This is a genomic window from Streptomyces sp. NPDC056527 (assembly GCF_042794475.1).
Lineage (GTDB): Bacteria > Actinomycetota > Actinomycetes > Streptomycetales > Streptomycetaceae > Streptomyces.
This window is the reverse complement of the sequence record NZ_JBHTTQ010000004.1, coordinates 26,510-39,235: the sequence shown is the minus strand read 5'-3', so window position 1 is coordinate 39,235 and position 12,726 is coordinate 26,510. Positions and strand designations below refer to the sequence as shown.

Here is a 12,726-nt window from a genome sequence, read left to right as displayed (position 1 = left end):
CGGCCCCGAGGGCGCCCTGGCGCGGTGGCGTACCCGCTGTCTGCGTAGGCTCGGCCGCATGATGCCCGAGGAGCTGCGGCACGGCCGCTACGTCAGTCTCACCACCTTCCGTAAGAACGGCACGGGGGTGGCGACGCCGGTCTGGTACGCCGTGGAGGGCGACGAGCTCTACGCGTGGACGCGCACCGACTCCTGGAAGGTCAAGCGGCTGCGGAACGACCCCCGGGTCGTGGTCGCCGCCTGCGACCTGCGCGGGAACGTCGCGGAGGAGGCCGTGCGGACCGAGGGGACCGCCCGGCTGCTGGAGGGGGACGAGCTGCGCCGGGTACGCAAGCTGCTCTCCCGCAAGTACACGTGGCAGTACTGGCTCGTCGACTGGCCCGCCACGATCGCGCGGCTCGGCAAGCGGCCGCACACCGGGATCGCCGTGCGTTTCTGACCCGATCGCGCGAGAGCCGGGCCCTGCGCGAAAACAGTCTGTAGCCGTGCCGTAACACGACTGGGGTCGAATAGCCGCGGACCGGAGGCTTCCAGTCGAGTGCGCGGGCGGTGCGGGCGATATGACGGTGTATCAACTTCCGGCAGAGGTCAGTGCGTTCGCGCACCACCTGCGAGACATGGTGGCCCGTCTGCGGCCGGGCGAGGGCTGGTACGGAGTCTTCGCGAGCCGGGACCCCGAGGGGCTGCGCTCCTGCTTCGACGGCGCGGAGATCCTGCCCTGGGACGTCGTCGAGTCCCTGCTCCAGGACCTGGGCGAGGCGGGAGCCGGCCCCGGGGCCGCCCGAGCGAGGGCGCTGCACGCGGCGGCGGCGACCGCCCACGACCGGCTGCCCGGCGGTGCGGAGGCCCTGCGTGAGCGGTTGACGCTGATGGCGAGGGAGCGGCAGTTCGCCGAGAGCCGGTCCCGCGACCTCGACGCCCGGCTGCGCGCCGACCCGGCCTCCCCGGACGCGCCCGTACTGAGCGGCGACCTGGCCTGGGCGCAGGACGACCATTCCCGCGCGACGGCCCGCATCGCCGAACTGACCGGCCGCCTGGCCCGGTTGACGGGAGCGGTGGAGGGCGGGCGCGGCCCGGTGTGGGCCGCCGCCGGCCCACCGCTCCGCACGGACCCCGAGCCCGCACCCGTCGCCTCGCAGCCCCCGACCTCACGGAAGGCCGCCGCCGCCAAGCGGCGCCCCCGGGGCGCCCGGTACGCGTGGATGGACGAGGTCGAGGAAGCCCAGGAGCCGGTGCCCGTGCCCGAACTGCCCGTGGCCGGGGCGGCTCCGCGCGGCGCCCGTTTCGGCGGGGCCGAGGCGCCCCCCGCCCCTGCTCCCCGTGCCACCTCGCCCGAGCTCGCCGAGGACGCGGCACGCGCCGCCGGTAACGCGGTCTACGCCCTTCAGCGGCTGCGCTCCCAGGGCCGCGGCGGCGAGGCGCATGCACTGCTCTGCGAGGCCGCCGCCGGGCCGCCCGCCTGGCTGCCCGCGCTCGCGGCGGAACTCCACCGTGCCGGCCTCGACGCCGACTGGGCCACCCTGCTCTGGGAGGCGGCCTCGCTGCCGCCCGGCCGGCTCGCGGCCGTCGCGGGCGCGCTCGCCGACGCCGGCCGGGGCCAGGACTGCGACCATCTGCTGCGCCAGGGCGTCGCCCGTCCCGTGGAGGAGCTCGCCGGCGCCTGCGCCGCCCTGCGTGCCGAGGGCCATTCCCGCGAGGCGCATGCGTTGCTCGCCGCGTTCGTGCGGGTCCGCGCCCCCGAGGACGCCGCCCGGCTCGCCGCCGCCGACCCGCACGGTCTCGTACCGCAACTCCTTGAAGCCGCCCGTGCGGTGTCCCCGGCCCGCGAACGGGACCTGGTGCACGCGCTGCGCGTCGCGGGACTCGCCGGAGCCTGACGTACGGGAAGCGGCGCCGGAGGGCGCCGGAAACCATCGAAAGGCGGTCGTCACCGGCGCGTACCGCGACCGCCGACGCGTACCGGCACGTACCGTTGGGGAACGGGACGTGTCGGTGCGTGTCCGACGTGGACCACTCGGGTACGAATCATGATCGACTCCGGCGGTTCCCGGCGGTGGTCTTGCTCCGGGATGGGACGGGGCTTACGTTCTCCTCCTACGCACCGTGTCTACGTGCGTAGAGGCTCTCTGACGCCGCGCCGAAGGAGCAGCTCATGACCGACGTCGTACGCGCCGCACTCGTCCAGGCGACCTGGACCGGCGACACCGAATCCATGATCGCCAAGCATGAGGAGCACGCCCGCGAGGCGGCCCGGCAGGGTGCCAAGGTCATCGGATTCCAGGAGGTGTTCAACGCCCCCTACTTCTGCCAGGTGCAGGAGCCCGAGCACTACCGCTGGGCCGAGCCCGTCCCGGACGGGCCGACCGTCACGCGGATGAAGGAGCTGGCCCGCGAGACCGGCATGGTGATCGTCGTCCCCGTCTTCGAGGTCGAGGACTCCGGCTTCTACTACAACACCGCCGCGGTCATCGACGCCGACGGCTCCTACCTCGGCAAGTACCGCAAGCACCACATCCCGCAGGTCAAGGGATTCTGGGAGAAGTACTACTTCCGCCCGGGCAACGCGGGCTGGCCGGTGTTCGACACCGCCGTCGGCAAGGTCGGCGTCTACATCTGCTACGACCGCCACTTCCCCGAGGGCTGGCGTCAACTCGGCCTCAACGGCGCACAGTTGGTGTACAACCCGTCCGCCACCTCGCGCGGCCTCTCCTCCTACCTCTGGCAGCTGGAGCAGCCCGCGGCCGCCGTCGCCAACGAGTACTTCGTCGCCGCCATCAACCGGGTCGGGCAGGAGGAGTACGGCGACAACGACTTCTACGGGACCAGCTACTTCGTCGACCCCCGCGGCCGGTTCGTCGGCGACGTCGCCTCCGACAAGGCCGAGGAACTCGTCGTACGCGACCTGGACTTCCGTGTCATCGAGGAGGTCCGGCAGCAATGGGCCTTCTACCGCGACCGCCGCCCCGACGCCTACGACGGGCTGGTGCAGCCGTGAACGACCTCTACGACCGCCATCGCGCCGTCATCCCCGACTGGGTCGCCCTCTACTACCAGGACCCCATCGAGATCACCCACGGCGAGGGCCGCCACGTCTGGGACGTCGAAGGAAACCGGTACCTCGACTTCTTCGGCGGCATCCTCACCACCATGACCGCGCACGCCCTGCCCGAGGTCACCAAGGCCGTCACCGAGCAGGCCGGCCGGATCATCCACTCCTCGACGCTCTATCTGAACCGGCCGATGGTCGAGCTCGCCGAGCGGATCGCCACCCTCTCCGGCATCCCCGACGCCCGGGTCTTCTTCACCACCTCGGGCACCGAGGCCAATGACACGGCCCTGCTGCTCGCCACCGCGTACCGCCGCTCCAACCAGATCCTGGCGATGCGCAACAGCTACCACGGCCGTTCCTTCTCCACCGTCGGCATCACCGGCAACCGCGCCTGGTCCCCCACGGGCCTCTCCCCGCTCCAGACCCTGTACGTGCACGGCGGCGTCCGCACCCGTGGACCGTACGCGCAGTACAGCGACGAGCGGTTCGTCGAAGCCTGCGTCGCCGACCTCGAAGACCTCCTCGGCCACACCCGGGACGTCGCCGCCCTCATCGCCGAACCCATCCAGGGCGTCGGCGGCTTCACCTCCCCGCCCGACGGTCTCTACGCCGCATTCCGCCGCGTCCTGGAACGCCACGGCATCCTGTGGATCTCCGACGAGGTGCAGACCGGCTGGGGGCGTACCGGCGACCACTTCTGGGGCTGGCAGGCGCACGACCAGGCGGGCCCGCCCGACATCCTCACCTTCGCCAAGGGCATCGGCAACGGCATGTCCGTGGGGGGAGTCGTCGCGCGCGCCGAGATCATGAACTGCCTCGACGCCAACTCGATCTCCACCTTCGGCGGTTCGCCGATCACCATGGCCGCCGGCCTCGCCAACCTCGGCCATCTGCTCGAACACGACCTCCAGGGCAACGCGCGCCGCGTCGGCGGCCTGCTGATCGAGCGGCTGAGGGCGGTCGGCGCGGGCGTCGAGGCGGTCCGCGAGGTGCGCGGCCGCGGCCTGATGATCGGCATCGAACTGACCCGGCCCGGCACCGACGAGGCCGACCCGGCGGCTGCGACGGCCGTCCTGGAGGCCGCCCGCGAGAACGGACTGCTCATCGGCAAGGGCGGCGGCCACAACACCAGTTCCCTGCGGATCGCCCCGCCGCTCTCGCTCACCGTCGCCGAGGCCGAAGAGGGCGCGGCCATCCTCGAACAGGCCCTCCGAGTCCTCTAGTTCATCCCTACCGAGGGGGACAACCCGTGAGCACCCGCACCCTCATCCGCGGCGGCCTCGTCGTCACCGCCGCCGACGAGATCCACGCAGACGTCCTGATCGAGGACGGCCGGATCGCCGCGCTCGCCGCGCACGGCTCCGACGCGGCCGCCGGCTGGACCGCCGACCGCGTCATCGACGCCACCGACCGCTATGTCATCCCGGGCGGTGTCGACGCGCACACCCACATGGAGCTGCCGTTCGGCGGCACCTTCGCCTCCGACACCTTCGAGACCGGGACCCAGGCCGCCGCCTGGGGCGGCACCACCACCATCGTCGACTTCGCCGTGCAGAGCGTCGGGCACACCCTGCGCGAAGGACTCGACACCTGGTACGCCAAGGCCGACGGCAAGTGCGCCATCGACTACGGCTTCCACATGATCATGTCGGACGTGAACGAGACGACGCTCAAGGAGATGGACCGGCTCGTCCAGGAAGGCGTCAGCTCGTTCAAGCTGTTCATGGCCTACCCGGGGGTCTTCTACTCCGACGACGGACAGATCCTGCGGGCGATGCAGCGGGCCGCCGTCGACGGCGGGCTGATCATGATGCATGCCGAGAACGGCATCGCGATCGACGTCCTGGTCGAACAGGCCCTGGCCCGCGGCGAGACGGACCCCCGCTACCACGGCGAGGTCCGCAAGGTCCTCCTGGAGGCCGAGGCCACCCATCGCGCCATCCAGCTCGCCCGGGTCGCCGGGGCGCCGCTGTACGTCGTCCACGTCTCCGCCGACGAGGCGGTACGGGAGCTGGCGGCGGCCCGGGACATGGGCCTGCCGGTCTTCGGCGAGACCTGTCCCCAGTACCTGTTCCTCTCCACGGACAACCTGGCCGAGCCCGACTTCGAGGGCGCGAAGTACGTCTGCTCGACGCCGCTGCGGCCGAAGGAGCACCAGGCGGCGCTCTGGCGCGGCCTGCGGACCAACGACCTCCAGGTCGTCTCCACCGACCACTGCCCGTTCTGCTTCACCGGCCAGAAGGATCTGGGACGCGGGGACTTCTCGAAGATCCCCAACGGCCTGCCGGGCGTGGAGAACCGTATGGACCTGCTCCACCAGGCCGTCGTCGACGGGCACATCAGCCGCCGCCGCTGGATCGAGATCGCCTGCGCCACCCCGGCGCGGATGTTCGGCCTCTACCCGCAGAAGGGCACGATCGCCCCGGGCGCGGACGCCGACGTGGTGATCTACGACCCGCATGCGGTCCAGACCCTGTCCGCGGAGACCCACCACATGAACGTCGACTACTCGGCGTACGAGGGGAAGACCGTCACCGGCCAGGTCGAGACCGTGCTCTCGCGCGGCGAACTCGTCATCGACCAGCGGAAGTTCACCGGCCGCGCCGGGCACGGCGTCTTCACCCCGCGATCCACCTGCCAGTACCTGAACTAGGAGAACGACGTGGACTTCGGACTCGTCCTGCAGACCGACCCGCCCGCCTCTGCGGTCGTCGGCCTCATGCGCCGGGCGGAGCGCAACGGCTTCCGCTATGGCTGGACCTTCGACTCCGCCGTGCTCTGGCAGGAGCCCTTCGTCATCTACAGCCGGATCCTCGAGCACACCACCAAACTGCACGTCGGCCCCATGGTCACCAACCCGGGCACGAGGACCTGGGAGGTGACCGCCTCCACCTTCGCCACCCTCAACGAGATGTACGGCAACCGGACCGTCTGCGGCATCGGCCGCGGGGACTCCGCGATGCGCGTCGCCGGCCGCAAGCCCAACACCCTCGCCCGGCTGGGGGAGGCCATCGACGTCATCCGCGACCTCGCCGAGGGCCGCGAGGCGCTCGTGGACGACAACCCGATCCGGATCCCCTGGGTACGGGAGGGGAAGCTGCCGGTCTGGATGGCGGCGTACGGCCCCAAGGCGCTCGCCCTCGCCGGACAGAAGGCCGACGGTTTCATCCTCCAGCTCGCCGATCCGTTCCTCACCGAATGGATGGTCAAGGCGGTCCGCCAGGCGGCCACCGACGCCGGACGCGACCCCGACGCCCTCACCGTCTGCGTCGCCGCGCCCGCGTACGTCGGCGACGATCTGGCGCACGCCCGCGAGCAGTGCCGCTGGTTCGGCGGGATGGTCGGCAACCATGTCGCGGACCTGGTCGCCAAGTACGGCGAGCACTCCGACATGGTCCCGGAGGAACTCACCGCGTACATCAAGAACCGGCACGGCTACGACTACAGCCACCACGGCCGCGCCGGCAACCCGTCCACGGACTTCGTCCCCGACGAGATCGTCGATCGATTCTGCCTCCTCGGCCCGGCCGAGGCGCACATCGAGAAGCTGCGGCGGCTGCGGGACATGGGTGTGGATCAGTTCGCCGTGTACGCCATGCACGACGCGAAGGAGACGACGATCGACGCGTACGGCTCCGAGATCATCCCGGCCCTCGGGTGATCGCCGGCGCCGTGGCGCTTGGGCGGTTCGGGTGACACACGGGAGGGCGGCGAAGGGCGTTGGCGGTGATCGCCCTTCGGGGACGTGCAGACTGCTGCAAGCCCCGAGCCGAGCCCCTGGAGGTAGATCGTGCTGATCAGCCATGTCGTCGAGGACGGAGTCCTGAACGTGCGGGTCCTTCGGGACCTGGACATCACGAACCGGGCGGCGGCGGCCCTGCAGATCCAGGCTCTGGTCTACGCGCTCCGGCCTTCCCGTCTCACCGTCGAACTCCCCGTCGCCAACCCCTCGGCCGCGTCGCTCAGTGCCGTGGCCCGGACCCATCGCATGTGCCAGAGCGTCGGCATCCCCTGCGACGTGACCGGGCCGGGCGCCGCTGTCACCGGGCCCCTGCCGGCCTCCGCGCCGCAACGGCTCGAGTTCGGAGCGCGCGGGCATAGGTGACCGCGCCGGCCATCGCCGGCCGGCACCAGGACGCGACGGGCACCGAGGAGGCCGGAGGGGCCTCCCGGTGCCCTGACGTCGTGCGCGCGGACGGTCAGTCCTCGGTCGTGTCCTTCATCTTTTCCTTGGCCTCGCGGGCATGTCCCTTGGCCTGCTCGGCGCGCCCCTTGGCGGTCATGCGCTCGTTGCCCACGGTCCGACCGACGGCCTCCTGGGCCTTGCCCTTGGCCTGCTCGACCTTTGCCTTTGCTTTCTGCTCACCGGACACAATGACCACTTCCGTGTATCGGGAAATGCGTACCTTCCGCGTCTGACCCGCACGGTCCTCCGCAAACGTCCTGCCGGGCCGCCATTGCCCTCGTCCGGCCCATAGGGCCGCCGGTGGCATCGCTGTTATCGTCGCAAAGCCCGCTGGACCCCGCGCCCGCCGAACCCCCCACGCCCCGCACGGCCTCGTTCCGTCCCCCGAACGAAGGGTTCCGCCGCTCATGACCGCAACCACGCCCGCCGGAAGACCCGGAACACCCCCGCTCCTCGACGGCCGCGTCGAGCTTTCGCCCGGTACGGCTCCCTCGGATCCCCGGTTCGTCAACGACGATCTGCTGCCCGTTCCCGTCGAGCGGCGCCGATGGACCACGTACAACTTCGCCGCCCTGTGGGTCGGCATGGCCCACAACATCCCCTCCTGGTTGCTCGCCTCGGGGCTCGTCGCGCTCGGCATGGACTGGAAGCAGGCCGTCCTCACCATCGCGTTGGCCAATGTGATCGTCCTCCTGCCGATGCTTCTGACCGGGCACGCGGGACCCAAGTACGGCATCCCCTTCCCGGTCCTCGCCCGTGCGTCCTTCGGGCTGCGCGGGGCCAACCTGCCCGCTCTCATCCGTGCGGGCGTGGCCTGCGCCTGGTTCGGCATCCAGACCTGGATCGGCGGACAGGGGATATTCATCCTGCTCGACAAGATCTTCGGTGGCTGGTCCGACGCGGCACGGGTCGGCGGCCAGCCGTGGACACTGTGGCTCTGCTTCGTCCTCTTCTGGATCCTCGAACTCGCCATCATCTACCGGGGGATGGAGGCGCTGCGCCGCTTCGAGAACTGGGCCGCGCCGTTCGTCATCGTCGGCGCGCTCGTGCTGCTGGTCTGGATCGCCGCCAAGGCGGGCGGGCTGGGGCCGCTGCTCGACCAGCCCTCGAAGCTGGGCTGGGGAGCCGACTTCTGGCCCGTCTTCTTCCCCTCGCTCATGGGGATGATCGCCTTCTGGTCGACACTGTCCCTGAACATCCCGGACTTCACCCGATTCGGGGCCGGCCAGCGGGCGCAGATCTGGGGGCAGACGCTGGGCCTCCCGACGACCATGACGCTCTTCGCGCTGCTCTCGGTCCTCGTCACCTCCGGCTCGCAGGCGGTGTACGGCGCGCCCGTCTGGGACCCGGTCGCGCTCGCCGCGAAGACGGACAACGTCTTCGGCCTGCTCTTCGCCCTGGTGACCGTGCTGGTCGCCACGATCTCGGTGAACATCGCGGCGAACGTCGTCTCGCCGGCGTACGACCTCGCCAACCTCGCGCCGAAGGTGGTCGACTTCCGTACGGGCGCCCTGATCACGGGTGTCGTGGGCGTTCTGATCATGCCGTGGAAGCTGACCGAGACGCCCGAGCTGTACATCTTCACCTGGCTCGGCCTGGTCGGCGGGCTGCTCGGTACGGTGGCGGGCATCCTCATCGCCGACTACTGGATCGTCCGCCGGGCCGTCCTGGACCTGGCCGGCTTGTACCGGCAGGACGGCCCGTACTGGTACGCGGGCGGCTGGAACCCCGCCGCCGTGCTCGCCTTCGTCGTGGGCGGTGTCCTGGCGGTCGGCGGCTCGCACTCGGCCCCGGGCAAGGGGCCCTTCCCCGAGGATGGGCTCATCCCCTTCCTGAAACCGCTGGCCGACTACGGCTGGGCCGTGGGCCTCGCCGCCGCGCTGCTGCTCTACACCGGCCTCATGGCAGGGCGGCGGAAGAGTGATGACAGGGAAGTTACGCTCCAGTAGGGTTCCGGCAGCCGACGAGACGAGGGGGCTGCCGTGACCACGGCCGACTACACCGGACTGGCCGAACAGGCGCGGCGGTTGAGGGAGGGAACGGTCACCTCGACCGCCGTCGTCCAGGCCGTGCTCGACCGGATCGAGGCCACGCAGCCCACCCTCAACGCCTTCCGCTGCACCCGGCCGGAGGCCGCCCTCGCCGAGGCGGCGGAGGCCGACCGCAGGCTCGCCGCGGGGGAGGTGCTTCCGCTGCTCGGCGTGCCGATCGCCGTCAAGGACGACACCGACGTCGCCGGACTGCCCACCCGCTTCGGCTGCGCCGGGGACATCCCCGACGCGGCCGAGGACGGCGAGGCGGTACGGCGGCTGCGGGCCGCCGGAGCGGTGATCGTCGGCAAGACCAACGCCTGCGAACTGGGGCAGTGGCCGTTCACCGAAGGCCCCGCCTTCGGCGCGACCCGCAACCCCTGGAACACCGACCACACTCCCGGAGGATCCTCCGGGGGCTCCGCGGCGGCCGTCGCGGCCGGGATCGTGCCCGCCGCGCTCGGCTCCGACGGTGCCGGCTCCATCCGGATCCCGGCGGCCTGGACCCATCTCGTCGGCATCAAGCCGCAGCGCGGCCGGGTCTCCGTCCATCCGTACGACGACTGCTTCCAGGGCCTGACCGTCAACGGCCCGCTCGCCCGGACCGTCCGCGACGCCGCGCTGCTCCTCGACGCGGTCGCCGGACCGCACACGGGGGACCGGTTCCGGCCGACCGCCGTCGACGCCTCGGGCGCAGCGCGCCGCGAGCCCGGGCGGCTGCGTATCGCGCTCGCCTGGCGGGCGCCCTTCACCGCCACGTACAACCCTCTCGACGCCGGGATACGCCGGTCCGTCGCCGACCTCGCCGAAGCGCTCGCCGGACTCGGCCACACCGTGGAGGAGGCGCGCCCGGACTACGGCCGGATCGGGCTGAGCTTCCTGCCCCGCGCGACCGCCGGAATCGCCGAGTACGCCGACCGGCACCCCGAGCCCGCGCTGCTCGATCCGCGCACCCGCGGCGCGGCCCGCACCGGTCGCCGCCTCGGCGGCCGCCTCCTGCGCGCCGCCCGCGCCCGCGAGGCGCATCAACAGCGCAGGATCGGCGCGCTCTTCGACACCTACGACGTCCTGCTCACCCCGACGACGGCCGTGCCGCCGCCCCGGATCGGCGCCTTCGACTCGATGCCGGCCTGGCGCACGGATCTGACGATGGCGTCGGCCTGTCCGTACGCCTGGCCGTGGAACGTCCTCGGCTGGCCCGGCGTGAACGTCCCCGCCGGATTCACCCCCGACGGCCTCCCTGTCGGCGCGCAGCTCCTCGGCCCGGCGGGCGGCGAACCGCTGCTGATCTCGCTCGCGGCCCAACTGGAGGACGACCGCAAGTGGTTCGCCCACCAACCGCCGGAGACGGCCGCGCGTCGGACCGAACGAATCTGAACGCCCTCTCCCGGCCGGCGCCCCTCCCCGGCCGGGAGAGGGCACGTCCGCTAGGGAACCCGCGCCGTCCACTCCCTGGTGCCGAACTTGGCGGCGGCCAGCTCCTTCGCCCGTCCCATCTCCTCCTCCGTCACCCGGCCGTCCGACAGGCCGTACCGGTCACGGAAGGAGTCGATCATCCGCTCGATCACCGCCTCGCGCGGCAGACCCGTCTGACGGCGCAGCGGATCCACCCGCTTCTTCGCGCTCTTCGTCCCCTTGTCGGAGAGCTTCTCGCGGCCGATGCGCAGCACGTCCGTCATCTTGTCGGCGTCGATGTCGTACGCCATCGTCACGTGGTGCAGGACCGCGCCCTCGCCCGTCACGATCCGCTTCTGCGCCGCGCCCGCGATCTTGCCGGCGTCCGTGGCGATGTCGTTCAGCGGCTGGTACCAGGCCTTGACCCCCATGTCGCCGAGCGCGCCGAGCACCCAGTCGTCGAGGTAGGCGTAGCTGTCGGTGAAGGAGAGGCCCTGGACCAGGGCGTCGGGGACCGACAGGGAGTACGTGATGGTGTTGCCCGGTTCGATGAACATCGCGCCACCGCCGCTGATACGGCGCACCACCTGGAAACCGTGCCGCTCGGCCGCCTCCGGGTCCACCTCGTTGCGCAGCGACTGGAAGCTTCCGATGACGACGGCCGGCGCGCCCCACTCCCAGACCCGCAGGGTCGGGGGGCGGCGGCCCGCCGCGACCTCGGCGGTGAGGACCTCGTCCAGGGCCATGTGCAGCGCGGGGGGCTGCGGCGGCTCGTGGATCAGCTGCCAGTCGTAGTCGGTCCAGTCCGTCGCATGCGCCAGTGCCCGGCGGACCGCGACGCCGATGCCTTCCGTGGTCAGCCCGTACATCTCCGTGCCGGGCGGCAGCGCCGCGTCGATCCGGGCCGCGAGCCCCGACGCGTCGGTGTCGACCGGGGCGCCCTCCAGGGCGCGGTCGATGGCGAGGATCGCCTCGTCCGGCTCGAGGAAGAAGTCGCCCGCGACCCGGACGTCCGCGAGGGCGCCGTCCCGCGTCTCCAGATCGACGACCACCAGCTTGCCGCCGGGAACCTTGTACTCGCCGTGCACGGACCCTCCCTCTCCCCGGTTCCCCGTAAGGGGTGAACCGGTCCAAAGCGTACTCCGCGGGGAAACGGAGGGTTAAGGGACGGACGGCCGGCATGTCAGACCGGCGTGCTTAGCTGGACGCATGACCGATGACTTCCTTGACCGCATCCTCGCCGGTGGTACGACCGAGGTGGAGGAGGCGGTCCGCAAGGCGGCCGCGGCCGAGATCACACCGCGCTTCCGCCAGCTCGCCGCGCACGAGATCGTCGAGAAGAACGGACCGCACGACCTGGTGACGGTCGCCGACCGGGCCGCGGAGGAGCATCTGACCGCGTCCCTGACGGCGCTCCTGCCCGGCTCCGTGGTCGTCGGCGAGGAGGCCGTCCACGCCGACCCCGCGGTCTACGAGGCGCTGCAGGGAGACGCCCCGGTCTGGATCGTCGACCCCGTCGACGGCACGCGCCAGTTCGTGCGTGGCGAGCCCGGCTTCTGCAGCCTGGTGGCGCTCGCCCGGCGCGGCGAGCTGCTCGCCTCCTGGACCTTCGCGCCCGCCCTGGACGAGATGGCGGTCGCGGTACGCGGACGCGGGGCGACGCTCAACGGAGCGCCGATACGGTCCGGCTCACCGGCGCCCGGGGCCGTTCTGGAGGTCGCCACCTCCCACCCCGACTACACCACCGAGGACCAGAAGCGCGCCCTGCTCGGCCTGGACACCGAGGGCGTCCGCCCGCGCCCCTGCGGTTCGGCCGGACTGGAGTATCTGGACGTGGCCCGGGGCGTCCTCGACGCAACCGCCTTCAGTTGGGAGTATGCCTGGGACCACGCCGCCGGACTGCTCCTGGTGACGGAGGCGGGCGGCGCCCACACGACCATCGCCGGCGAACCGTTCCGCATCACCGGTGGCAACGCGCTGCCGTTCACCGCGGCACGGGACCAGGCGACCGCGGACCGGATCCGGACGCTGCTCCGGGGGCGGTGAGGTCCGAAGGGGCCCGGGAA

General features: G+C 71.8%; 12 protein-coding genes. 10 read left to right on the top strand and 2 right to left on the bottom strand.

All coding sequences use genetic code 11. The features are described from left to right. Nucleotides 1-58 precede the first annotated feature (58 nt). The 7 genes from ACFQ7Q_RS03450 (at nucleotide 59) to ACFQ7Q_RS03420 (ending at nucleotide 7,154) form a co-directional block, all read left to right on the top strand. On the top strand, nucleotides 59-439 hold the full coding sequence (locus tag ACFQ7Q_RS03450) for a PPOX class F420-dependent oxidoreductase (protein ID WP_383549224.1): 381 nt from the start codon (nucleotides 59-61) through the stop codon (nucleotides 437-439). A 178-nt stretch (nucleotides 440-617) separates the two neighbouring features. Next, nucleotides 618-1,877 carry a UL36 very large tegument protein gene (locus tag ACFQ7Q_RS03445; protein WP_383549221.1) on the top strand — a complete coding sequence of 420 codons (1,260 nt, stop codon included), beginning with the start codon at nucleotides 618-620 and terminating at the stop codon, nucleotides 1,875-1,877. A 275-nt stretch (nucleotides 1,878-2,152) separates the two neighbouring features. Then, entirely contained in the window at nucleotides 2,153-2,995 is an 843-nt protein-coding gene (locus ACFQ7Q_RS03440) for a nitrilase-related carbon-nitrogen hydrolase (RefSeq protein WP_383549218.1), read from the top strand. Further along, nucleotides 2,992-4,272, top strand: a complete 1,281-nt coding sequence (locus ACFQ7Q_RS03435) for an aspartate aminotransferase family protein (protein ID WP_383549216.1) — start codon at nucleotides 2,992-2,994, stop codon at nucleotides 4,270-4,272. The genes ACFQ7Q_RS03440 and ACFQ7Q_RS03435 overlap by 4 nt, the downstream gene beginning before the upstream one ends. A gap of 26 nt (nucleotides 4,273-4,298) precedes the next feature. Beyond that, nucleotides 4,299-5,702 carry a dihydropyrimidinase gene (gene hydA, locus ACFQ7Q_RS03430; protein ID WP_383549213.1) on the top strand — a complete coding sequence of 468 codons (1,404 nt, stop codon included), beginning with the start codon at nucleotides 4,299-4,301 and terminating at the stop codon, nucleotides 5,700-5,702. Nucleotides 5,703-5,711: 9 nt separating this feature from the next. Next, complete coding sequence (locus ACFQ7Q_RS03425) at nucleotides 5,712-6,710, top strand: TIGR03842 family LLM class F420-dependent oxidoreductase (RefSeq protein ID WP_383549211.1); 999 nt, start codon at nucleotides 5,712-5,714, stop codon at nucleotides 6,708-6,710. A gap of 129 nt (nucleotides 6,711-6,839) precedes the next feature. After that, nucleotides 6,840-7,154: a hypothetical protein gene (locus ACFQ7Q_RS03420; RefSeq protein ID WP_383549208.1), complete on the top strand. Its 315-nt coding sequence runs from the start codon at nucleotides 6,840-6,842 to the stop codon at nucleotides 7,152-7,154. 94 nt (nucleotides 7,155-7,248) lie between these two features. Here the strand turns inward: ACFQ7Q_RS03420 and ACFQ7Q_RS03415 are convergent, their stop codons facing one another. Further along, nucleotides 7,249-7,422 carry a CsbD family protein gene (locus tag ACFQ7Q_RS03415; protein WP_383549205.1) on the bottom strand — a complete coding sequence of 58 codons (174 nt, stop codon included), beginning with the start codon at nucleotides 7,420-7,422 and terminating at the stop codon, nucleotides 7,249-7,251. 220 nt (nucleotides 7,423-7,642) lie between these two features. Between ACFQ7Q_RS03415 and ACFQ7Q_RS03410 the strand changes: the two genes are divergently transcribed. Next, complete coding sequence (locus ACFQ7Q_RS03410; protein WP_383549202.1) at nucleotides 7,643-9,184, top strand: NCS1 family nucleobase:cation symporter-1; 1,542 nt, start codon at nucleotides 7,643-7,645, stop codon at nucleotides 9,182-9,184. A gap of 33 nt (nucleotides 9,185-9,217) precedes the next feature. Then, complete coding sequence (locus ACFQ7Q_RS03405; RefSeq protein WP_383549199.1) at nucleotides 9,218-10,642, top strand: amidase; 1,425 nt, start codon at nucleotides 9,218-9,220, stop codon at nucleotides 10,640-10,642. Between the two features lie 50 nt (nucleotides 10,643-10,692). On the opposite strand, the gene ACFQ7Q_RS03400 is transcribed toward ACFQ7Q_RS03405, so the two are convergent. Beyond that, entirely contained in the window at nucleotides 10,693-11,748 is a 1,056-nt protein-coding gene (locus tag ACFQ7Q_RS03400) for a biotin/lipoate A/B protein ligase family protein (protein WP_383549195.1), read from the bottom strand. A 121-nt stretch (nucleotides 11,749-11,869) separates the two neighbouring features. Here ACFQ7Q_RS03400 and ACFQ7Q_RS03395 point away from each other — a divergent pair, with 121 nt between their 5' ends. Further along, nucleotides 11,870-12,706, top strand: coding sequence for an inositol monophosphatase family protein (locus ACFQ7Q_RS03395; RefSeq protein WP_383549192.1), 837 nt, complete (start codon nucleotides 11,870-11,872; stop codon nucleotides 12,704-12,706). Nucleotides 12,707-12,726 lie beyond the last annotated feature (20 nt).